The sequence below is a fragment of the Bradyrhizobium sp. 63_E2_N1_3 genome, assembly GCF_052076005.1.
GTDB lineage: Bacteria > Pseudomonadota > Alphaproteobacteria > Rhizobiales > Xanthobacteraceae > Bradyrhizobium > Bradyrhizobium barranii.
On sequence record NZ_CP197235.1, the window covers coordinates 6,693,801 to 6,715,657 of the forward strand.

Below are 21,857 nucleotides of genomic sequence, written 5' to 3' on the forward strand. Positions count from 1 at the left end.
CCCGAATTCCTAGCCCAGAAAGAAACTTGTAATGGCTATCCCCTTCTTCAAGGAAATGCGTATCGGCGGCTATTTGCTCAAGCAGAAACTGCTTGGCCGCAAGCGCTATCCGCTCGTGCTGATGCTGGAGCCGCTGTTCCGCTGCAACCTCGCCTGCGTCGGCTGCGGCAAGATCGATTATCCGGATGCGATCCTCAACCGCCGCATGACCGCCCAGGAGTGCTGGGACGCGGCCGACGAGTGCGGCGCGCCGATGGTCGCCATTCCCGGCGGCGAGCCGCTGATCCACAAGGAGATCGGCGAGATCGTGCGTGGCCTGGTCGAACGCAAGAAGTTCGTCTCGCTCTGCACCAACGCGCTGCTGCTCGAGAAGAAGCTCGACCTGTTCACGCCCTCCCCGTACCTGTTCTTCTCCGTGCATCTCGACGGCCTGAAGGACCATCACGACAAGGCTGTGTCGCAGAAGGGCGTGTTCGACCGCGCCGTCTCCGCGATCAAGGCGGCCAAGGCGCGCGGCTTCACCGTCAACGTCAACGCCACCATCTTCGACGGCCATCCGGCCGAGGAGATCGCGAAATTCCTCGACCTCACCGTCGAGCTCGGTGTCGGCGTCTCGATGTCGCCGGGCTATGCGTATGAGCGTGCGCCGGACCAGGAGCACTTCCTCAACCGCACCAAGACCAAGAAGCTGTTCCGCGACGTCTTCGCGATGGGCAAGGGCAAGAAGTGGAACTTCATGCATTCCGGCCTGTTCCTGGACTTCCTCGCCGGCAACCAGGAATACGAGTGCACGCCGTGGGGCATGCCCGCGCGCAACATCTTCGGCTGGCAGAAGCCCTGCTATCTGCTCGGTGAAGGCTATGCCAAGACCTTCAAGGAGCTGATGGACACCACCGATTGGGAAACCTACGGCACCGGCAAGTACGAGAAGTGCGCCGACTGTATGGCCCATTGCGGCTACGAGCCGACGGCTGCGACCGCTGCCATCAGCCACCCGCTGAAGGCGATGTGGGTGTCGCTGCGCGGGATCAGGACCACGGGCCCGATGGCGCCCGAGATCGACATGACCAAGCAGCGTCCGGCGCAGTACATCTTCTCGGCGGAAGTGCAGAAGCGCCTGTCGGAGATCCGCAAGGACGAGGCGGCCGCGGCGCAGGAGAAGGCGGCCCGCAAGGCTTCGACTGCCGCGTAAGCACGCGAGTCGGTACGAACGAAAAAGGCCCGGTCGCCACCGCGACCGGGCCTTTTCATCTTCGGCGCGAACGCCCCGCGGCAACGATATCCGTGCTGCGCCCACACCATGTGATCCTGGCGGGACCCGGCCTGCAGGCATTCGACATGATGCGCCGCGCCTATGAGGAGCGGCTCGAGCAAGCGGTGTTGCCATGGCTGCTCAAGTCCACGGCGATCTATCTGCTTCCAAGCGAGTCGGCGGCAATTGTCGAAGGCATGATGCGACGGACGCTGTGGGTCGTGGACCGAAACCGCATGGAGGCGACCGAGTGAGTAGGCACCAAAACGCAAAAGGCCCGGTCGCCAATGGCGACCGGGCCTTTTGCTTTATCGCATCAAGAGCTCAGGCCGCCTTGGAGACCAGGGCCTCGCTGTCGACGAGCTCGGTGCCGATCAAATAGTCGCGGCAGCCGCGCAAGCTACGCAGCGCGCGGTTGAAGTCGATGCCGGTCGAGACCAGCGCATGCAGCGTGGTCGGATTGCGCACGATGCCACGGAGCACGGCGGCGAGATCAATCTGGCCGTTCGGCTTGATGGCGGCGCGGGCGAGCGCCGGCAGCGCGCGATGGGCGGGATCGCTGATGACGCGGACCGCGGCAAAGGGTAGCCCCGCCTCGGCGGCGTAGGCGGCCGCGATGTGGCTCTCCATGTCGACGGCAGAGGCGCCGGTTTCCGAATGCAGCGCCGCCTTGCAGGACCGCTTCGTGACCACCTCCTCGGCGCCGGCAAGGCTGCCGCGCACGACGCGGCGGCGCCCGGACGTCAGACGGTCGATCAGGTCGTCGCCGAGCGACAGGCCCGCGGCCCAGCGGGTATCGCCGGAGAGCACCTCGGTCGCCAGCACGACGTCGCCGGAGCGCAGCGTCGGGTCGAGCCCGCCGGCCACGCCGAACGAGATCACGCCGCGAATCGTCTCGGGATCCACCACCGTCAGAAGCGCCCGCAACTGGGTCGGGCTGCTCGACGAGCAAATGACCGCCATTCCGGGCCCAGCCGCGATACGGGCCTCCTGAACCAGTCCAGTCACGATCAATATCGGCCGCGGGTCGATGGCATTACCCACGGTCAGATAGTCCCCCGTCCCCAAAGTCACATCCCGACCCCTACCACCCTGCTGTTGGTGTTCCGCAAGTTCCGATACCGCGCCAACGCCCACAGCGGGAAGAACTTCGGGTAACCGTGATAACGCAGATAGAATACACGAGGAAAGCCTGTGGCGGTGTACCGCTCTTCGTCCCACAGTCCTTTTTTGTTCTGTGTTGCAATCAGGTACTCCACCCCGCGGGCGACGGCCGGGTGATCAACCTCGCCAGCAGCCATCAGGGCAAGCAAGGCCCATGCCGTTTGCGAGGCGGTCGAGGGAGACGCCTCCCAGCCCTTGTAGTCGAGACGGTAGCTGACGGCGGCCTCGCCCCAGCCGCCGTCCTTGTTCTGGATCGAGGCCAGCCAGTCGGCGGCTTTCCGAATCATCGGGTCGTTATGGCGGACGCCGGCCATGTTGAGGGCACAGAGCACCGACCAGGTTCCGTAGATGAAGTTCATGCCCCAGCGGCCATACCAGGACCCCTCCGGGTGCTGGGTCTTCCTGAGGTAGGCGACCCCGTCGGCCACATGCTTGCTGGACTTCTCGGTCTCGCCGAGCTGGGCCAGCATGGAGATGCAGCGCGCGGTGACGTCCTCGGTCGGCGGATCGAGCAGCGCGCCATGATCCGAAAACGGGATGTTGTTCAGATAGTATTCGAGGTTGTTGACGTCGAAGGCGGCCCAGCCGCCGTCGTCGCTCTGCATGCCCTCGATCCACTCCCGGCCGCGGTCGATCGCGGCGTCATAGCCGGTCGCACCGTGCTCGCGTCGCATGCGGTCCATCGACATCACCACCACCGCGGTGTCGTCGAGATCGGGATAATAGGCATTGTTGTACTGGAAGGCCCAGCCGCCCGGGCGTACCTCGGGCCGCTTCACCGCCCAGTCGCCCTTCACCTCGAGCTCCTGCTTCGGGATCAGCCAGTCGAGGCCCTGCTTGGCCGCAGGCAGGGCTATGTCACCGCCGGCTTCCAGCAGCGCGTGGGCGGTCAGCGTCGTGTCCCACACCGGCGAGACGCAGGGCTGGCAATAGGCCTCGTCGCCGTTGAACACGAGCAGCTTGTCGATGCCCCGGCGCGTGACCGCGCGCGGCGGATAATTCTCGTCCTTGCCGAGCGCGTCATACATCATGACGATGTTGGCCATGGGCGGATAGATCGCGCCCATGCCGTCCTCGCCGTTGAGGCGTTCCTCGGTGAAGGCGAGCGCCGCATCGATCGCGCGCTGGCGCAGGCTCTTCGGAAACATCGGCTCGATCACGCGCAGAATGCCGTCGAGCGCGCGGAACAGCACGAACCAGGCCATGCTCTGGTGCGGCGCCTTCGCGGTCATGCCGATCGAGCGCGGATCCTGGAGAAACAGCTCGTCGATCCCGACGCCCTTGGGATTCTTCGCCAGCGGCTTCAGCGCGGCAAGAACCATCAGCGGCACCATGGTGGTGCGGGCCCAGTAGGAAATCTTGTTGATGTGGAACGGCGACCAGAACGGCAGCAGCACGATCTCGATCGGCAGCACCGGCACCGCGCGCCAGGTCACCACGCCGAACATCGCAAGCAGGAAGCGCGTGAAGACGTTGCTGTTGATCGCGCCGCCGCGGGCATGGATCGCCTCGCGCGCACGCACCATGTGCGGGGCGTCGACGGAATCGCCGATCATCTTGAGCGCGAAGTAGGACTTCACGCTCGCACTCATGTCGAACTCGCCGTCATGCACGAGCGGCCAGCCACCATGGGCGCCCTGAACGCGGCGGAGATAATTGCCGATCTTGGCCTCGAGCACGGCGTCCACGGGCTCTGCGAGATAATGGCGCAGCAGGATGTATTCGGCCGGAATCGTGCAGTCGGCCTCGAGCTCGAACACCCAATGGCCGTCGGATTGCTGGAAGCCGAGAACGCCTTGCGTCGCCGACGCAATGCTCGATTCCAGGACGCCCGATTCCAAGGCTTCGCGGCTGGTCGCGTTCACGGCATCCATGTCGCTCGATTGCTCCGATAGTCGATTGAAATTGACCGGGACTTTGCCCGTCAGGGCCGCTTTGCGGCCAAAACCAGATCGGCGGCGCGATCACCGGACCGCACCGATCCCTCGATGGTTGCAGGCAATCCCGTAGCAGTCCAGTCGCCGGCAAGAAACAGGTTTTTCAGCGCAGTGGCCGGCCCCGGACGCAGGGCATTCTGGGCCGGCGTCGCCGCAAATGTGGCACGGCGCTCGCGCACGATCTGCCAGGGGGGCAGCTCGCCGGACACCCCGCCCGCCTTGCAGACGTCGTTCCAGATCGCCTGCGCGAGTTCCTCGCGCGGCATGTCGACCAGGCGGTCGCCATTGCTGATGGTCACGGACAGCCGGTTCGGGAACGCGAACAGCCATTCCACGACGCCGCCGATCACGCCGAGGATCGGCGCCGAACCGGGCGGCGGTTCAAAGCGGAAATGCGCGTTCACGATGGCGCGGAATTCGGTCGGCGTCTTCAGCCTGGGCAGCAGGCTCGCGGCGGCGCGCGGCGGCACTGCCATCACGACGACATCGCCCTCACCGAGCTGGATCACATCCTCGCCGCCGAAATTCAGCGCGCTAGCCTTGCCGTCACCGGTCGTAAACGAACGCAGCTCATGGCCGAGCTGAACGGTGTGGCCGCGCTCCTGCAAGAACTTCACGGCAGGCTCGATCAGCACGGCGCTCAAGCCGTCGCGCGCAATCAGCGGCCGGCACGCCTGTCCGCCAGCAAGCAGCGTCTCGCGCACGATCGCGCCGGCAAGCCCGGCCGAGCCCTCTGGCGGATCGACGTTGAGCGCCGCAAGCAGCAGCGGCTGCACCAAGCGCTGATAGAGGATGCCTTCGCAGGGAATGGACTTGCCGACCAGCGTCTCCTCCGACGCCCAGATCAGCGGCGCCAGCTTGAGATAATCGCTGAGCCCGGTGTCGGGAACGCGGCGGCTCTCGTCGAGCACCCAGGTCGGCAGCCGGCCATCGCCGAGATCGATCTGCCAGCGCTGCCCGGTCTTGATGTCGACGAACGGAAACTGCGCGCGTTCGGGGCCGACGAGGCCCGCCTCGGTGCCGATCGAGCGGGCATAGGCGCGCGCATGGCTGTTGCCCGACAGCAGCAGATGATTGCCGTTGTCGATGGTGAGATTGGTGGCGCCGTCGAAATAGGAGCGGCAGCGGCCGCCGGCCTGGTGCGTCGCCTCGTGGACGGCGACCTTGAAGCCCGCATTGGCGAGCCGCACGGCGGCGGAGAGGCCGGAAATTCCAGCACCGATGATATGAGCTGTCTTTTGCATCAGATGAAAGCGTAACGGAGCAGGATCAGGATGCGCGTGACCTTCGACACACGCACCGGCTCGCGCGGCGCGTTGAAGCCGCGCGCGATCAGGAGATCCAAGATGGAATGATAATACTTCGACATGATCCGCGGCGCGCGCACGGCGCGGCGCTTGTTGCGGTTCATGATCTCGTCAGACTTCTCGAAATGCGCCTTCGCACGCTGCGTCAGCGACTGGCAGACCTTCGGCAGCGCGCGCTCGGTGATCACGCGGTTCGGGTCGTTGGAGGTGATGCCGGCATGCAGCAGCGCCTCGCGCGGCAGATAGAGCCGGCCGAGGCCAGCGTCCTCGTCGATGTCGCGCAGGATGTTGGTGAGCTGGAGCGCGCGGCCGAGATGGTAGGCGAGCTGGATGCCGTCTTCCTCGGGCAGGCCGAACACCCGTACCGACAGCCGCCCCACGGCGCTGGCGACGCGATCGCAGTAGAGATCGAGCGTCGCCATGTCGGGCGCACGGATGTCCTGCGGCACGTCCATCTCCATGCCGTCGACGATCGCAAGGAAATCCTCGCGCTTGAGGCCGAAGGTCTTCACCGAGGCGACGTAGTCCTTCAGCCGCGGCGGCGGATGGCCCTGATAGAGCGCGTCGATGTCGTTGCGCCACTCCTGAAGCGCGGCGAGCCGCTCGTCGCGCGGGCCGTCGGAGTCGGCGATGTCGTCGACCTGTCGGCAGAAGCTGTAGATCTGGAACATCGCTTCGCGCTGGTCATGCGGCAGGATGCGCATCGCAGCGTAGAAGGAGCTGTTCGATGCGGTCGAGCCGTAATTGGCGCTGGGCGAGGTCGCCTCAAGCGTCATGTGCAGTCCCCGGTCTGGAAATGGCCTTGCGTCCGATCGCGCGGCGGCCGACTTCGCCGATCATGCCGGCGAGGCTGAAAGTGAGAAGCTCGAACTTGTTCAGATGCACGCGCTCGCGCAGGGGATCGCGCACCTTCAACAGACGCACGATACGATCGGCATAGGCCTGGATCACCGCAACATCGACGCCGAGGCGGAAATCCCGGATCTCCGCGCTCAGCGATCTGCCCTCGTCGAGCAGGGCTGCGTTACGCACGGCGAGCGCCTGAAGGCAGGCCAGCATCGCCGGCGGCGACTGCGTCAGCCCCAACTGCTCGACCGAGGCGCCACTCGCGGCCAGCGCGTCGCGCGGCAGATAGACACGATTGAGCTCGCGAAAATCCTTGCCGCAATCCTGGAGGTGGTTGTTGATCTGGAGCGCCGCACAGAGCGCGTCCGAGGCCGCCCATGTCGACGTGCTCTCGCCGTGGACGTCGAGCATGAAACGGCCGACCGGCATCGCCGAGTAGCGGCAATAGTGGATGACCTCGTCCCAGTTCTCGTAGCGCAGCTTGGTGACGTCCATGCGGAACGCGATGAGCACGTCGAGCGCGTGGCGCGGCGCCATGCCTCGCTCGGCCAGCGCCCGCCGCAGAATGACGGCTTCGGCCTGGGTGTCGCCCTCGCCGAGCAGTTCCGCCTCGAGCAGGTCGAGATAAGCGAGTTTCTGGTCGGGAGGCAGCGTCGCGTGATCCGCGATGTCGTCGGCGGTGCGGACGAAATTGTAGTACGCCAGGATCAGCGCGCGATGGCGCGGATGAATGATCCAGGACGCGACGGGAAAATTCTCGTCGCGGTCACCCTTGCCGGATCGCAATTCGCTCGCAGAGGTCATCGAGGGCTGGTTTACAATCGTTTGGACAGGAAGGGCTTTTTCGCTCGCGCGGGCTTATGCCGGCGATGCCGCCGCGGCCCCCATATAGGGGAATACGGCCGCAAAACCAATCCTGTCTCTCGATGGCTGCCCTTCCGGATCCGGCCCGAAAAGGCGGCCCCCGGGCCGCCCTTGTGGGCCAGTGGCCGAGCTTACTGGTTGTGGGTCTTCAGGACCTGGTCGCAGGCCTGCGAGATCTTGGCCCGGTTCTCCTTGAGGCAGGCCAGGATGGTGAAATCGCCCTGGTCGATGACCGGACGGCAGAACTTCTGCACATCGCGCGTGCAGGCCTTCTGTTCCGCGTCTGTGCCACGTCCTGCCTGGGCGAATGCCGCCGTCGAAAGGGATGCCAACAGTAGGGTGAGAGCGACGAGAAGCTTACGCATTGTATTCCTTCATTCTGACGGCAGAACCGCACCGATCCCGGACAGGGCGAACGACCGGAACGGATTGTTCTGATGGCAAGTCGCCGCGGAACGTGCGGCCTCGGAGAAGGCACAAGCACTGGCAAATGCGGCCAAATTGGCGCCACAGCCACCAAATCGGGTCTTCCCTCGCTCTTCATTGGCAGATGTAACAGATTGATACTACGTCATAATTCTGGCACACTGCGTTTTGATGCGTACCTGTTGCAGAGCTGCATCTCTCCGCCCTGCTTTTCCCGCGAGAAACACAGCGAAACAGAGAGAATCGCGCAGCCTGACCTGGCGCGACGGCGTCGTGAACCGCCGTCCCTGGCTGTCAGGCTTTGAACCAGACACAGGCTCGGAACACTAAACTTTCGATGTGGCGAGACGTTCATCCTAAGCGAACGTCGCTCGAAAACGGGATATTCAAAATGCAATTCATTGGGCGATCTGGACAGGCAATCAAGGCGGCCGGCATCGGGGCTGCGCTGCTCTTCTCAGTCTCGGCAAGCCATGCTCAGTCGTCCGGACCGTTTGCAGGTTTCGACGGTGCGTGGAGCGGCACCGGCACGGTGTCGCTGTCCGATGGTAGCACCGAGCGCATCCGCTGCAAGGCCGACTACAAGGTCGCCGGCACCGGTCTCAGCCTCAAGCAGGCCCTTCACTGCGCGTCCGACAGCTACAAGTTCGACCTCACCAGCGACGTGACGAGCCAGGGCGAGCGAATCTCCGGCAACTGGAGCGAGACCAACCGCAACATCTTCGGCAATCTCCAGGGCACCGCCGGCGGAGGCCAGATCGAGGTGTTCGTCGAGGCCAACGGCTTCGCCGCCAACCTGTCGCTGCGCACCAACGGCACCAAGCAGACGGTGCAGATCAGCTCGAAGGGCGAGATCCGCGGCGTCAACATCACGATGACGAAGGGCTGACACCCTTCCCGCTTCGAGAGGAACACGCCCCCGGTTCTCGCGAGCCGGGGGCTTTTTGCTGACATTGTTACGGACATGGACCCAATTCGCAGACATCTGCTCAAGGCCGCCGGGCTCTTCGTAACCAGCCGCGCCTTCGCCAATGACCAGCAGGGTACGAGCATGCAGCCTTCGTCGGTAAAACCGCGTCACGTGCTCTGCTTCCTCGGCAAGGACGAGAGCCTGCTGCACCCGCCGAAGGCGGTGGCCAAGACAATCGCGGATTTCAACTTCGAGATCGACCGCACCTATTCGCAGGCCAAGCCCGATCCGCACATGGAGTGGTCGTTCGGCGTGTGCTGGGACCGCGTCTTCCCGAAAGCCTGGTCTGCCGCGGACGAAGCGGCCGTGGTCAACCACAAAGCGGTGCTTTATTTGCTGAGCCCGCCGCTAGAGCAGCAGAAAGCAGTCGCCTTTTCGGCGGCGGCCTTGCGCATCGTCGAGGAGATGATCGAAGCCGGCGCCACCGCCGTGAAGGGCGAAAGCGCCGGCGTTGCCCACGGCCTCGAGCGGTGGCGCAGTCTCGGCGATCAGGCACGCAAGGGCGCAAAGACCAGTCAGGACCTTGGCATGACCCTCGCCGTCGCCAAGGCGTGTCGTCTTGCTTTCGCCAAGCGTCCGCTCGGCGGCGATCGCTATTACGAGACCGTCGGCTATCACCTCGTCGGCTTGCCGGAGATCTATGTCGCGAAATCGCGCGGCAACGAATGGTCGGCGGTGCTGCTCATGGAGGAGCTTGCCAACGCCATGGCCGAGCGCGGCATCGAAGCGACGCTACGCGATCGCAAGCTTACGCTCTCGCGGGAGCAGGACTACGCCGAGGACGATTTCAAGTTCAATCCGTACGGGATCGTCCGGGTCGAGGCGTGAGCAAGGGGCGGCGTATGCCGCCGCCCGCTCAGATCGCCGGCTTGTCGGGGCCCTGAAGCTTGGCGTGCAGGTTGATCAGCCACATCGCCGTCGGCCGCAGGATGAAGAGGTCGGCGACGAGGGCCATCACCATCGAGAAGGCGCTGAGCCAGCCGAACAGCCGCAGCGACGGCAGGTCGGAGAACACGGTGACGACGAGACCGCAGGCCAGCACCAGCGTGGTCAGGATCAACGCCGGGCCGACCAGCACCGTCGCGCGCTCCACCGCGAGCGCCGAACCGACGCCCGGCTTGCTCTCCAGCCTGAGGCGATTGAGGAAGTGGATCGTCGCGCTCAAGCCCAGGCCGAACGAAACGGTCAGCGCCACGACACTGGCAAATTGCAGCCCCTCGCCCATCGCCCACAGCACCGTTCCCGACATCACCACCGGGAAGATGCCCGGCAGGATACAGGCGAACATCACGACCCAGGAGCGGAAGGCAAGGCCGATGAAGATCGCGACGAGCGCGAATTCGACAGTGAGCCCGCGGTTGAGCTTCTCGATCATGCCGGCCGAGTTGCGCGCGGCAATCGCGGCAAGACCCGTTACCGCGATCTCGTAGCCGGGATGCTTCTTGCGGACGGCGTCAAGTTCGGAATCGAGCTTGTCGACGATCGGTAGCAGCTGGCTGGAATCCTTGTCCGGCACGCGGCCTGCGACCACGACGGCGTCCTGCTCGGCGTCGATGAAGCGCCGGACCAGATGCTCGGGGATGACGTTGACATATTCCTTCAGCGTCGCGACGTCGGCGCTGCCGGCCTTGTCCGCGAGCCAGCGACGCAGGGTCTCGAGCGACCAGACGTTGCCGACACCGGCGGCTTTCTCGACGGTCGCATGCACGTCCGCGATGGTCTGGAGCGTCTCCGGCGAGTAGAGCGTCTCACCCTTGGGGAACTGGACCAGCACGTTGACCGGATTGGCACCGGTGAGCTTGGCATCGAGCCGGTCGCTGGCGGCGACGGCCTGGCGCTTGTCCGGCACCTGGTCGGCGAGCCGGTAGCGCGGCTCCAGATTGGCGTAGATGACGCCGAGGCCCGCGACGAACAACACCGCAATCAGGCTGAACAGGCCGGGACGACCCACCATGCGGACCGCGATCCAGTAGCAGAAATTGCGCAGCGCCTGCACGCCGGCATCCGCGCTCTGGAACTTGGAAGCAAAGACTTTCTCGTTGCGCACCAACAGCACGCCGAACACCGGCACCAGCGACAACACCGCGACCAGCGCGATGATGGTGGCGGCGAGGCCCGCCTCGCCGAACTTGCGGATCAGGTCGGAGTCGGAGAACTGGAGCGCGATGAAGGAAATGCCGGCGGTGCCGTGCGTCAGCACGCAGGCCGGGCCCACCACCAGCACCGCGTTCTTGAACGCGGTGAACTTGTCCTGGCCCGCGATCAGCCGGTCGCGCGCGGCGAAGGTGAGCTGCATCGAGTCGGAGAAGCTGATGACCATGATGAGCGGCGTCATCACGTTCAGGAACATGTTGAGATTGAAATTGGCCCAGCCGAGCGCACCGAGCGCCAGCAGGATCGCAATCATCGGCGGGAACGCCGCCGCGACCATGAACGAGATCTTGCGGAAGAAGATGATGGCGATAACGCAGCCGGCGAGGATGCCGAGGATGTTGTAGGTCAGCCCGTCACGCTCGACCGCGTTGCGGATCTCGAGCTGCATCACCGGCACGCCGGAGAGCTGCACGTTGAGGCCGGTATTGCCGAGGTCTTCCTTCATCAGCGCACGGATGTCGCCGACGGTCTTGGTCAGCTTGTTGGAGGCGACCACCTCCGGATCGAGCGACAGCACGATCAGCGCCAGCGTGCCGTCGTCCGACAACAGCTTGCCGCGGATGATCTCGTTGTTCTTGACGGTCTCGACGAACTTGTCATAGGCCGCGCCCTCGGGCAGTTCGGGCGGGAACAGCGCCGCCGGCAGCCTGCCCGGCGCCGGCGCCTGCCGCGCCGAGAACAGCGAGACCAGGCCACGCGTGCCTTCGACCAGCTGCATGTCGGTGACGAAGTCGCGCAGCTTCTCGAGGTTATTCCGCGCCAGGAGGGTCTTGCCCTCGACCACGACGAGGACGTCGAATTCCTCGGCCGGGAACTTCTTTGTCACCGCTTCATACTGGCGGAATTCCGGCGTGTTGGACCGGAACAGCTGGGACAGCGAATCGTCGATCTTGATCCGGTGAATGCCGAACACGGCACCGACGATCAGGGCGAGCAGAACGATGCAGGAGACGATCGGCGCCCGGACGGCGATCAGCCCGATGCGCTCGAGCCCGAAGGCGATCGAGGACGTCGGTCCCTGCTCGACCTTGTCGACATGAACCTCATTCTCGCGGTGCTTTTCGAGCATGCCTTGTCCAGTTCCTAATCGGCTCGGGTCTGTGAGCTTATTGCGTCCCGCGAACGGCTTGAAAATGCCATACAGATGGGAGGCTTGCCCTTTGAAAATGCGCGGAAAATCGCCGCGAGGGGTTTAGCAGGTCCAAACGCCCTCTCGCAAGCGCGCGCAAGCGCACAAATTGGATCAACATGCGGCGATTTCGACCCTTGATACCGGTCATTCCGGCCGGATCGTCCCGATTCGAGCGGGAGGATCGCCGCTCTCGTCTTTCAGCGCCACGCCGGTGGCCTCCCGCGCCAGCCCCTCGCGAACAAGCCAAGCGATTTTGAAGGCGGCCTCGTCATGGCTCAACCCGGCCTTGTGGACGTTCGAGACGCAATTGCGCTCGGCATCGGTGCGGCCCGGCTTCGGTGCGAAGGTCAGATAGGCGCCGAGGCTGTCGGGCGCGGACAGGCCCGGCCGCTCGCCGATCAGCGTCACCACCATGCGCGCACCGAGAATGGCGCCGATCTCGTCGCCGAGCGCGACGCGCGCGCCTGAGGCGACAACGACATGTCCAATCGCGACGTCGTCGCCTTCCGCGAGCAGCGGCAGCAGGTGAGACACCAACGCCACCGCATGGGCGTGGACCGCCGCCGCCGACAGGCCGTCGCCGATCACGACCGCGAGCTGGCACAGCTCCGAGGCATGTCGTGCCAACAATTCGACCGAGCCGGCATCGAGCTGTCGTCCCAAATCCGGCCGCCGCAAATAATCCCTGCGGTCGACCGCCTGGCTCCGCGCCTCGGTGACGATAAGGCCAAGCGCGCGGAGATCTGCGACCAGACGCGGCGTGTCAAACACTGCATGCACGGCATCGCGGGCGCGGGCATGATCCAGCGTGAAATCGAGCAAGGCCCTTGTGGGCACGCTCGCGCCGCTGCGGCCGAGCGCGACGCGCGCAGGCGTCAGCGACCGCAGATCGAGGGTCGGGCGGCGCGGGACGGCCGGATCAGACATGTCGCGTCATTCGGCGGGAACGGAGGCCTCGCGCAGGCGGATCGAATAGTTCGAGGCGTTTTGCCTGCCGCTGGAGGCCGCGCGCGCAAAGGTGATGAGATGGTGCGCGATCAAGGTGCAGCCGATCAGTCCCTCGAGGTCGCCGCGCTTGATGCGCCCGAGCGCAAACTTCCAGAACACGCGCCTGTAGTCGCCGAGCACACCGACCTTCCAGAAGATGTTGCGCAGCATCACGAGCCCACGCCGGATGTTGGGCCAGGTCTTCATCTCGTCCGGCGTCGGCATCTTCAGGCGGTGCACATAGACGTTGTCGCATTGATACTGGAAGCGCGCGTAGACCCTCTCGGGCTCGTAGGCGACGCCCATGGCGTGCTTCCAGGATGCGACGACCTCGTCATAGGGCAACAGGAAGTCGACGTTGGAATCGCGGCCGTCATCCTCGATCAGGCGTCCCTCGCGCTCCAGACGGTCCCACAGCGGCGTCTTCGGCAGCGCCTGGAGCAGGTTGATCGTGAGCAGCGGAATCCGGGACTCCTCGACGAAGGCCAGCAGCGCCTCCGACGTGTTCGGCTTGTCGGTGTCGAGCCCCATGATGATGCCGGACACGACCTCCATGCCGTAGGAGTTGATCGTTTGCACGCCCTCGAGGATCGGGACCATCATGTTGTGGTCCTTGTGCATCGCCTTCAGGGCGTCGGGATCGGGCGTCTCGATGCCGCAGAAGATGGTGATGAAATAGGCCTCGCGCATCTTCTCGAGGATCTCGGGCCGCTTGGCGATGTTGAGCGTCGCCTCGCAGGCGAGCCGCACCACATAGCCGGTCCGCTTCTGCCATTCGATCAGATGCGGCAGCAGGTCCATCGCCGCCTTGCGGTTGCCGATGAAATTGTCGTCGACGAAATAGACCGTGTCGGTCATCCCGCATTCGCGCAGGCGGTCGAGCTCGGCGATGATCTGCTCGGGCGACTTGAGGCGCGGATTGCGGCCGTAGAGGCCGGGGATGTCGCAGAACTCGCACTGATAGGGACAGCCGCTGGAATACTGGATGCTGCCGAGAAAGTATTTCTTCACGTCGGCAAGTTCGTAGGCCGGGATCGGAAACTCCGTCATCGGCACGCGGTCCTTGGTGGTGAGCACCACCTGCTCCCCGGGACGCGACGCGTCGCGCGCCAAAATCTCGATCAGCCGATTGGTGGCGTCGCCGAGTTCGCCGACATGAAGATAGTCGAAGGACGGATAATAGTCCGGGCAGGCGCTGACGGAGGGACCGCCGAGCGCGACCGGCAGATCGAACTCATGGGCGCGGCGGCAGATGTCGTTCATCTGCTGGCGCTGGATGTGCATGCCGCTGACGAAGACCGCCTCCGCCCAGGCGAACTCTTCGTTGGTCGCGCGACGGAGATTCTCGTCGACGAACTTGACCTCCCACTCCTCGGGCAGATAGGCCGCGAGCAGCAAAAGCCCCTGCGGGGGCATGAAGGCACAGACGCCGTCGGTCAATGGATAGGAATGCTCGAACGTCCCGAACGACGAAGTGTACCGCGGAAACACGCACAGAATCCGCCGGGCCGTACCGTTACTTTCAGCTCGCATCAAAGCTCCCCCGCCACGGTCGACATAGCTGCGGAAATTGCCAGCCAGACACATAGCGTAATGCTGTCGCCGGAATTTCTCAATATTGTGGCAGGACCATAATTCCGAGAGGGACCAATGGTTTCCTCAAGCCGCCGGGCGCTCCCGCCGCGTCACGCGATCAGCCGTGAGGCAAAATCGGGCAGCAGGCCTGCGTCGCCGGCAAGACGGAAATCGGCGCCCGCGATCCCCGACTGCACCAACCAGTCGTCGAATTCCGGCGCGCGGCGCAGGCCGAAGACGTCGCGGACATAGAGCGCGTCGTGAAAAGACGTCGACTGGTAGTTCAGCATGACGTCGTCGGCCCCGGGGACACCCATGATGAAGGTGACGCCGGCGGCCGCCAGCAGCGTCAGCAGATTGTCCATGTCGTCCTGGTCCGCCTCGGCATGGTTGGTGTAGCAGATGTCGATCCCGAGCGGCAGGCCGAGCAGCTTGCCGCAAAAATGATCCTCCAGCCCGGCACGGATGATTTCCTTGCCGTCGTAGAGATATTCCGGGCCGATGAAGCCGACCACGCTGTTGACCAGCAACGGCGCAAAGGCGCGGGCGACCGCATAGGCCCGCGCCTCGCAGGTCTGCTGGTCGACGCCGTGATGGGCGCCCGCCGACAGCGCCGAGCCCTGGCCGGTCTCGAAATACATCACGTTCTCGCCGACCGTGCCGCGCTTCTGCGACAGGCCGGCCTGCTGCGCCTCCTTCAGGAGCGCGAGGTCGACGCCAAAGCTGCGGTTGGCGGCCTCGGTGCCGGCGACCGACTGGAAGACGAGATCGACCGGCACGCCCTGCCCGATCAGCGACAGCGTCGTCGTGACATGGGTCAGCACGCAGGCTTGCGTCGGGATCTTCAGCCGCGCGATGATCTCGTCCAGCAGCCGCAGCAATTGCCCGATGACCGCGGGATCGTCGCTGGCCGGATTGATGCCGATGCAGGCATCGCCGGCCCCTAACAGGATGCCGTCGAGGATCGAGGCGGTGATGCCCCTGGCGTCGTCGAAGGGATGGTTGGGCTGCAGCCGCGTGCTCATCCGCCCCTTCAGGCCAATGGTGTTGCGAAAGGCGGTGGTGACCTCGCATTTCCGCGCCGCCAGGATCAAATCCTGGTTGCGCATCAGCTTTGAGACCGCGGCCGCCATTTCCGGGGTGATGCCGCCCGCCAGCCTGCGCAAAACCTCGGATGTCGCCGCATCCGACAGCAGCCAGTCGCGAAAGGCGCCGACCGTCAGCGAAGCCACCGGCGCGAATGCCCTGGCATCGTGGCTGTCGATGACGAGGCGGGTGACCTCGTCGGCTTCGTACGGGATGACCGCTTCCTGCAAGAACTGGCCGAGCGGGACGTCGGCGAGCGCCATCCGCGCCGCGATCATCTGCGCGGCGCTTGCGGCGGCAATCCCGGCCAGCCGGTCGCCGGAGCGCGGCGGCGTCGCCTTGGCGAGCAGGTCGCGCAGGTCCGGAAATGTGTAGGTCGTGGCGTCGATGGTGTGGCGGTAGACCAAAGGCCCCTCCGGGGTTCATCGGCCAGTGGCCGACATCAGCGCGATCCCAAACTATACCCAGATCAAGACACTGAAATATCTTACCTTTCTTTTGACTAAGGACGAAGGGGCCGGGCCACGGCGTTAAGACGGCGTCCATCTTCATTCTGCATAGTTTTGCATCAATTTTATACGACCGCGCTCTCCGGCCACTGCCGGCCATTGGGGCCTCTGAAAAGCATGACAACCGACCGTTCTGGGAATGCCACGGGGGTGGCAGGCCGTTTCACGCTTGCGATCAAGCTCTACGCGATCTTCGCGCTGTTCGCGCTGCTCACGGCGGCGATCGCGATGCTGTCCGACTACAACAGCCGCCGCAGCGCCGAGTTGACGAGCGCGATCGAGACGGCGAACGCCGCAGCACTCAATGTCGAGCGGGTCAACTCGCTGGTCTACGCGGTCGTGATGGAATCGCGCGGCGTCTACATGTCGACCGAACCGGCCGTCGTGAAGAAATACGGCGAAGGCCTGCTCAAGTTCAACGCCCAGATCCTCGATGTCGTGAAGCGCTGGGAGACCATCGTCAAAGCCGACGATGCCGAGCAGTTTGCCACGTTCAAGAGGCGCATCGAGCAGTTCGTCGAGTTCCGCAAGGAGCTGGTGCGCCGCGGCGTCGAGATCAATGCGGCCGCGGGCCGCGAATGGGGCGACAACGACGCCAATCGCGCCGTGCGCTCGGCGCTGAACAAGGATCTCGAGGCGCTGTCCAAGGTCTATGCCGAGCGCGCCAGGCAGATCGCGCACGAGACCGAGACCAATCGCACCCTCTCCTTCGTGCTGACCTGCCTCGGCGGCGTGGCGCTGGCCCTCGTCGTGATCGGCATCGTCATCATCGCCCGCTCGATAGCCCGTCCCCTCTCCGCCATCACCGCGACCATCGAGCAGGTCGCGGACGGCGCCGAGAATGTCGTGGTGCCGCACTCTGACCGCGCCGACGAGATCGGCGCGCTGGCACGCGCCATCCAGATCTTCCAGGACGCGATGGGCCGCAACCGCAATCTCGCCTCGCAGGTCTCGCAGGACTCCGCCGCGCGCGAGCAGCGCGCCCGCCACATCGAGCAATCCGTCGAGGCGTTTGGCGAGGCGATCGGCGCGATCATGCGCGGCCTCAGCGACAACGCCTCCGTCATGCGCGAGACGGCACAGACCATCACCCGCGTCACGGCGGATGCCAGCAGCCGCGCCGGCACCGCGGCGAACGCCACCGAGCAGGCCTCGCACAACGTCACGGCGGTGGCAGGCGCAGCCGAGGAGCTGTCCGCGTCGGTGGTGGAGATCGGCCGCCAGGTCCGGCAGTCCGCAGGCGCGGTCGAGCAGACCGGTCAGCGCACCGAGAAGTCGATCTCCGAGATCGAAAGCCTCGCGGCCGCCACCCAGCGCATCGACGGCGTGCTCAACCTGATCCAGGCGATCGCCGAGCAGACCAATCTGCTCGCGCTCAACGCCACCATCGAAGCCGCGCGCGCCGGTGACGCCGGCCGCGGCTTTGCCGTCGTCGCGCACGAAGTGAAGGCGCTGGCGGGTCAGACCGCCAAGGCGACCGCCGAGATCGGCGAGAACGTCTCGATGATCCAGGCGTCCACCCGCAACGCGGTCGATGCCGTGCGCGAGATCGGCGGCGCCGTGCGCGAGATCAGCGACGTCACCTCGGCAATCGCCGGCGCCATCGGCCAGCAGGACACCGCCACGCGCGAGATCTCGTCCAACGCCCAATCGGCCGCGCAGGGCAACGAGACCCTGGTCGCCAACATCACCTCGCTGCGCGACGCCATCGGCGAGACCGACACGGCGGCAGCCTCCGTGCTGACGGCGGCGAGCAGCCTCACGGAGACGGCGGACACGCTGTCGCGGGAGGTGGAGACGTTTTTCCAGAACCTGCGATCGGGCTCCGCGGACAGCCGCGTCGCCAAGGCGGGGTAAGAGCGCGCACACCCGCGGCGGGCTCACGCTCTCACAAAAAACGCGAAAACAACCCCATGCACAGTAGCCGGGGATAACGATATCAATGGCTTGACCGCCCCACTCGACGCCTTGCGGATTTTACGAATCCTATTTGACTCGTCGGGCAAAACACCGGCATGATGTCATCATCGCGATGGCACGCCAGTCCCCGCTCCGGCATTGGCAGCCTGCCATCGAACGCAGGGATCAGCGTTCTGAATTCGATTGATCGACGAATATTCGAACGCGGCCGACATCCTCGACTTCACGATAGCGGCTTAACTCCATCCGGAGCTCGGGATCCGAATTGGCCCAGGCCAGCCAATCGAACGGGAACGAGCTCAGCAGAGAGGTATCAACGAGAATGACGTTGGGGCGCCCGTTTCGCACGTCCGCCAGCAATTGCTGCCGCTCGAACTCGATGATGCTGTCCAATCTTGCTCGCTCACCTTCGCTTGGTTGCGAGCTGTTCTCGCGCAGCATCGCGCCGGCGGCCAGCAGCTGCGCACAAGAGCTGCCCACCCAAACTCCGTCGATCTGGCGGACGAGCGGATGCCCGAGGCCGATGTGATCGGTAATCGTCAGCAGCCGCGGGTGCTTCACATATGCCTGGACGCGCGCCTGCAGCGGCGGAAATCCCGGGGCTGGTGATGACAAATAGAGCCCGATGGCGACGACGGTCGCAAGGCCGCCGATCACAACAGGCGCCCGCAACGTCTTGGTGCCAACCTGCAGCAACGGTGCGGTAATCGCAAACAGACAGAGCGCGAAGGCCGTGTATGGCCATCCCTTGCCTTGAAGCAGGAAACTCGCGGCGCCGCCGACCGATGCGGCAAGCCAAGGGATTGCGGCGCTCCCCATCTTGAGGTTTTGAGGACCGCTCAGACGCAAGAACCCAAGAGAAGCGCCGATCACGGCGATCGGAATAGGAAGCAGGGCACTTAGCTCCCGTCTGATCGGCAAATAGGCTTCGGCGACCATCGGGGCATAGGTGGAGAGATAAGCGGGGAAGACGGCAACAACCACCGCCCCGTAGCTGATTACGACAATCGCGGCCGTCCATGCTTCAGGGGTGAACAAGGGCCTGAAGGACCGCTGGCGGAGGGCGCTCAGAATGATCGGGAGGCCGGCCACCAGGGCAAAGAACGGCTTGATGCTCATGGCCAGCCCCGCCCCTACGCCAGCGAGGATCGCGACCCGTCCGGGATCGAGCCCGCGCCAGCGCAGCGCGGTGATGGCGACAAAAGGGGTCAGCGCGATGACAGCGATGTGTTCACGCTGTCCGAAGATGGTGCCCGGAAGAATTGCGAGCAGAAACGCAAACGACCAGGTTGAAAGACTCCTCTCCCGAGCGCCCAGCTTCGCGGCCGCAGCCGCGCGATCGATCACAAAAAGCGCGCCTGATATCTCGGCGATCACCAGGACGATCACGATGAACTCGGGTGCAATGCCGGTCATTCGCCCGAGCATCGCCGCCGGCATGTACATGTAGACCGACAGAGGCGGATTGGACTCGAAGAGGTCGACCCCAAACTTTCGGCCGTCCAGGATTTTTTCGTTGACGGTCAGAAGCCAGCCCACATCCGCGTTGAGAACGACAGGTATTTGGACGAGCAGGGCCGTCAGCAGGATCGCGATCACGACAAACTGCCGCTGATGCGTGCCGAAGTCGGTTCCTAGCAGGGCCAGGGCGCTCTCCCTGGAAGGAGGCGATCTATTCTCTTTCACCCGCGTGAACCTGCCATGGCGTGATGGGCCATTCTCAACCGGCAGTCGTTACTATTGTGCTACGAGAAGTCGCAGCTGAGCGGCGCTACCCGCCCCGCCGGCAATCGAGTGCTCCGCACTGGCAATTGCTACCGAAGTCGCTACGCGTCGTGCTGAAGGACGCCGAGCATCGCCCCATGATCGAGGAACGCTTCGCCGGCGCAGCTCGTCGATGATATTGAGTACCTCGATCCCCAAACCGCGCTGGGCAAGATCGACGAACCGATTCGGCTGCTGATCGGAAGTCCTATGCCATCAACAGCGCAGATCGAATGAAACGAACTGGCGTTCCGAATTGGATTGAGCAACCAAAATTTGAACGCGGCCGCCGGGAGTCCTCAACTTCACGATAATGACTCAATTCCACCCAGAGTTCGGGGTCCGAATTGGTGTCCCAAGCCAACCCATCGAAACGGGCCGCACTCAGCAGATAGGCATCCACGAGAATCACATCGGGGCGCCCTCTCGCAGGTCCGCCAACAGCAGCCGCTGCTCGAAATGTGCGATGTCATCGAGTTTCGTTCGCTCGTCTCGAGTCAGCTGCGAGCTATTCTGGCGCAGCATTGCGCCAGCCGCCAAAGGATGCGCGGCGCAAGAACTGCTCATCCAGCTTCCGCCGATTTGTGGGTAGAGCGGACATCAACCAACCGAAAACCACCGTCGAAAATGATACGTAGCCGAAGTCTCATTGCACTCTCAAAATCGGCGCGTTTAGGGGATCTGGCGGCATCAGAGTCTTTTGTTGCTTCTGCCGATCGCTCGTAAGATATTTTCCAACACGGCGCACCGCGTATGTCGCCGCCACGGCTATGATCAATCCGGCGGCAACATCAGCAAAGAAATGGCCACCACCAATTGGAGTCGCTGCGACCATAACGGCATTCCACAAGAGACCAACGGCCCTCAGCCAACGAAACGGCCAAAAGACCCAAGCGTAAAGTGCCGCGGAAATGGCATGGAAGCTCGGAAACGTCAGAATAGGCCCCAGGAGATAGGCGTTGAGCAGTCTGGTAGTGCCGTCGCGCACGAGTGGAAGCTCTTTCAGAGTCCCGTAGTAGACAACTGGTTCGACATTGGGATGGTCGCTCGGCACGAGTCCAAGAGCGTGATAGACACCAGTCGCCGGCACAAGCGTAGAGATGATGGTGGTCACGATCAGCGCTATGGCGAAGGCAAGCGCGAACTCCGCCGCGCGCCGATGGTGGCCGAACAACGGCAGGATTAGAATCAGGATGACGAGCTGCCATTGAATGGAATTATAGGTTTGCTCAAACGCCCAGCGTAACTGAAGCTGGTCGTTTACGACACCGAGATAGGCCCGGAAATCCAATCCCAGCCTGCGGTCAAGCGTGAGCAGATTTTCTTCCTGCATTGGCAGGTTCGCAGAAGCTGCGACGTAACCGAGCGAAGTGATCAGCACGATCATCGAAATGAATTGGGCCTGCATCAGGAGCGTGGCGTAGATCCTGGGGTCTCCGGCCGCGGATCTCGCATTGAGATGGCCGACGGTACCATACAGCGCGGCGATTCCGAGCATAGTGAGGTAGCTGCACCACTCAATGCGGAATTCGGTGAGCAAAAGGCCGAGACAAAAGCTCCCCAAGACCATGGTGATGAGAGCCCAATTCAGCTGGAACAGCCGCAGAGAAACGATTTCGTCTTGCGTCGTGCTTCTCTACTTTGAATGTGACGACTTCCCACAAGAATCCTGCGCCATTTGCGGCCACTCCCTGCATTACGAGAGTGCAAATGAATACACAACCATTAATAGAATCACAACAAACGCGTGTTTATCAAGTTGGATACACTCTAACTGACTCCTTTAGGTTGTGGAGTCTTGATAGAATCATAATGGCGCCAAATCTCTGCGCAGGCCATTGCTACCGAAGCCGCTATGCCGAGGAGGTTTTCCACCACCGAGCCAAGCTCGAAGGTCTGGATTGGCTCTCCTTCTCGCGAGCCGCGGCCGAGAAACTTTCGCCTGAAGACGTCGGTCCCATCTC

The 21,857-nt window shown here is 63.9% G+C and carries 16 protein-coding genes and 1 pseudogene; 5 read left to right on the forward strand and 12 right to left on the reverse strand.

The annotated features are described in order from the left end of the window. The first annotated feature begins 31 nt into the window (after positions 1-31). Together hpnH and AB7531_RS31920 are read left to right on the forward strand one after the other, a co-directional pair. Positions 32-1,192, forward strand: coding sequence for an adenosyl-hopene transferase HpnH (hpnH, locus tag AB7531_RS31915; protein ID WP_063984632.1), 1,161 nt, complete (start codon positions 32-34; stop codon positions 1,190-1,192). A 68-nt stretch (positions 1,193-1,260) separates the two neighbouring features. Beyond that, positions 1,261-1,506: pseudogene (locus AB7531_RS31920) on the forward strand (ROK family protein); the annotation flags it as partial. A 70-nt stretch (positions 1,507-1,576) separates the two neighbouring features. Here AB7531_RS31920 and AB7531_RS31925 read toward each other — a convergent pair. From AB7531_RS31925 to AB7531_RS31950, 6 genes are all read right to left on the reverse strand, one after another. After that, the gene (locus tag AB7531_RS31925; RefSeq protein WP_063984634.1) at positions 1,577-2,326 is read right to left on the reverse strand and encodes a phosphorylase; all 750 of its coding nucleotides are present in this window, start codon (positions 2,324-2,326) and stop codon (positions 1,577-1,579) included. Continuing rightward, positions 2,323-4,290: a squalene--hopene cyclase gene (shc, locus tag AB7531_RS31930; RefSeq protein ID WP_063984635.1), complete on the reverse strand. Its 1,968-nt coding sequence runs from the start codon at positions 4,288-4,290 to the stop codon at positions 2,323-2,325. Before shc ends, AB7531_RS31925 begins: the two co-directional genes overlap by 4 nt. A gap of 50 nt (positions 4,291-4,340) precedes the next feature. Beyond that, positions 4,341-5,597 carry a hydroxysqualene dehydroxylase HpnE gene (gene hpnE, locus AB7531_RS31935; RefSeq protein ID WP_063984636.1) on the reverse strand — a complete coding sequence of 419 codons (1,257 nt, stop codon included), beginning with the start codon at positions 5,595-5,597 and terminating at the stop codon, positions 4,341-4,343. After that, positions 5,597-6,436 carry a presqualene diphosphate synthase HpnD gene (gene hpnD / locus AB7531_RS31940; protein WP_063984637.1) on the reverse strand — a complete coding sequence of 280 codons (840 nt, stop codon included), beginning with the start codon at positions 6,434-6,436 and terminating at the stop codon, positions 5,597-5,599. Before hpnD ends, hpnE begins: the two co-directional genes overlap by 1 nt. Next, complete coding sequence (gene hpnC, locus AB7531_RS31945) at positions 6,426-7,310, reverse strand: squalene synthase HpnC (RefSeq protein ID WP_063984638.1); 885 nt, start codon at positions 7,308-7,310, stop codon at positions 6,426-6,428. The genes hpnD and hpnC overlap by 11 nt, the downstream gene beginning before the upstream one ends. Before the next feature lie 191 nt (positions 7,311-7,501). Next, positions 7,502-7,735, reverse strand: a complete 234-nt coding sequence (locus tag AB7531_RS31950) for a hypothetical protein (RefSeq protein WP_063984639.1) — start codon at positions 7,733-7,735, stop codon at positions 7,502-7,504. 452 nt (positions 7,736-8,187) lie between these two features. Here AB7531_RS31950 and AB7531_RS31955 point away from each other — a divergent pair, with 452 nt between their 5' ends. Together AB7531_RS31955 and AB7531_RS31960 are read left to right on the forward strand one after the other, a co-directional pair. Continuing rightward, entirely contained in the window at positions 8,188-8,685 is a 498-nt protein-coding gene (locus tag AB7531_RS31955) for a hypothetical protein (protein WP_063984640.1), read from the forward strand. Between the two features lie 75 nt (positions 8,686-8,760). Further along, positions 8,761-9,594 (forward strand): hypothetical protein, encoded by an 834-nt coding sequence (locus tag AB7531_RS31960; protein WP_063984641.1) that lies wholly within the window; start codon positions 8,761-8,763, stop codon positions 9,592-9,594. Positions 9,595-9,622: 28 nt separating this feature from the next. On the opposite strand, the gene AB7531_RS31965 is transcribed toward AB7531_RS31960, so the two are convergent. The 4 genes from AB7531_RS31965 to AB7531_RS31980 form a co-directional block, all read right to left on the reverse strand. After that, on the reverse strand, positions 9,623-11,989 hold the full coding sequence (locus AB7531_RS31965; RefSeq protein WP_063984642.1) for an efflux RND transporter permease subunit: 2,367 nt from the start codon (positions 11,987-11,989) through the stop codon (positions 9,623-9,625). Between the two features lie 207 nt (positions 11,990-12,196). Beyond that, positions 12,197-12,979, reverse strand: a complete 783-nt coding sequence (gene eutC, locus AB7531_RS31970; protein ID WP_063984643.1) for an ethanolamine ammonia-lyase subunit EutC — start codon at positions 12,977-12,979, stop codon at positions 12,197-12,199. A gap of 6 nt (positions 12,980-12,985) precedes the next feature. After that, a complete protein-coding gene (locus AB7531_RS31975; protein ID WP_063984644.1) occupies positions 12,986-14,572 on the reverse strand; it encodes a B12-binding domain-containing radical SAM protein in 1,587 nt (528 codons plus the stop codon). Positions 14,573-14,724: 152 nt separating this feature from the next. Further along, on the reverse strand, positions 14,725-16,107 hold the full coding sequence (locus AB7531_RS31980) for an ethanolamine ammonia-lyase subunit EutB (protein WP_063984645.1): 1,383 nt from the start codon (positions 16,105-16,107) through the stop codon (positions 14,725-14,727). Between the two features lie 219 nt (positions 16,108-16,326). On the opposite strand from AB7531_RS31980, the gene AB7531_RS31985 reads away from it, so the two are divergent. Then, a complete protein-coding gene (locus AB7531_RS31985) occupies positions 16,327-18,066 on the forward strand; it encodes a methyl-accepting chemotaxis protein (protein ID WP_063984646.1) in 1,740 nt (579 codons plus the stop codon). Between the two features lie 228 nt (positions 18,067-18,294). Here AB7531_RS31985 and AB7531_RS31990 read toward each other — a convergent pair whose 3' ends face one another. Together AB7531_RS31990 and AB7531_RS31995 are read right to left on the reverse strand one after the other, a co-directional pair. Further along, positions 18,295-19,728 carry a hypothetical protein gene (locus tag AB7531_RS31990; protein WP_231144420.1) on the reverse strand — a complete coding sequence of 478 codons (1,434 nt, stop codon included), beginning with the start codon at positions 19,726-19,728 and terminating at the stop codon, positions 18,295-18,297. An 811-nt stretch (positions 19,729-20,539) separates the two neighbouring features. Beyond that, positions 20,540-21,391, reverse strand: a complete 852-nt coding sequence (locus AB7531_RS31995) for a phosphatase PAP2 family protein (RefSeq protein ID WP_187387768.1) — start codon at positions 21,389-21,391, stop codon at positions 20,540-20,542. Positions 21,392-21,857: the final 466 nt, after the last annotated feature.

Excerpts from the sequence above, each read along its gene's own strand:
- hpnC (WP_063984638.1), bottom strand. The coding sequence starts at position 7,310 with ATGACCTCTGCGAGCGAATTGCGATCCGGCAAGGGTGACCGCGACGAG.
- hpnE (WP_063984636.1), bottom strand. The coding sequence starts at position 5,597 with ATGCAAAAGACAGCTCATATCATCGGTGCTGGAATTTCCGGCCTCTCC.
- AB7531_RS31950 (WP_063984639.1), bottom strand. The coding sequence starts at position 7,735 with ATGCGTAAGCTTCTCGTCGCTCTCACCCTACTGTTGGCATCCCTTTCG.
- AB7531_RS31960 (WP_063984641.1), top strand. The coding sequence starts at position 8,761 with ATGGACCCAATTCGCAGACATCTGCTCAAGGCCGCCGGGCTCTTCGTA.
- shc (WP_063984635.1), bottom strand. The coding sequence starts at position 4,290 with ATGGATGCCGTGAACGCGACCAGCCGCGAAGCCTTGGAATCGGGCGTC.
- eutC (WP_063984643.1), bottom strand. The coding sequence starts at position 12,979 with ATGTCTGATCCGGCCGTCCCGCGCCGCCCGACCCTCGATCTGCGGTCG.
- hpnH (WP_063984632.1), top strand. The coding sequence starts at position 32 with ATGGCTATCCCCTTCTTCAAGGAAATGCGTATCGGCGGCTATTTGCTC.
- AB7531_RS31955 (WP_063984640.1), top strand. The coding sequence starts at position 8,188 with ATGCAATTCATTGGGCGATCTGGACAGGCAATCAAGGCGGCCGGCATC.
- AB7531_RS31985 (WP_063984646.1), top strand. The coding sequence starts at position 16,327 with ATGACAACCGACCGTTCTGGGAATGCCACGGGGGTGGCAGGCCGTTTC.
- AB7531_RS31965 (WP_063984642.1), bottom strand. The coding sequence starts at position 11,989 with ATGCTCGAAAAGCACCGCGAGAATGAGGTTCATGTCGACAAGGTCGAG.
- AB7531_RS31995 (WP_187387768.1), bottom strand. The coding sequence starts at position 21,391 with ATGCTCGGAATCGCCGCGCTGTATGGTACCGTCGGCCATCTCAATGCG.
- hpnD (WP_063984637.1), bottom strand. The coding sequence starts at position 6,436 with ATGACGCTTGAGGCGACCTCGCCCAGCGCCAATTACGGCTCGACCGCA.
- AB7531_RS31975 (WP_063984644.1), bottom strand. The coding sequence starts at position 14,572 with ATGCGAGCTGAAAGTAACGGTACGGCCCGGCGGATTCTGTGCGTGTTT.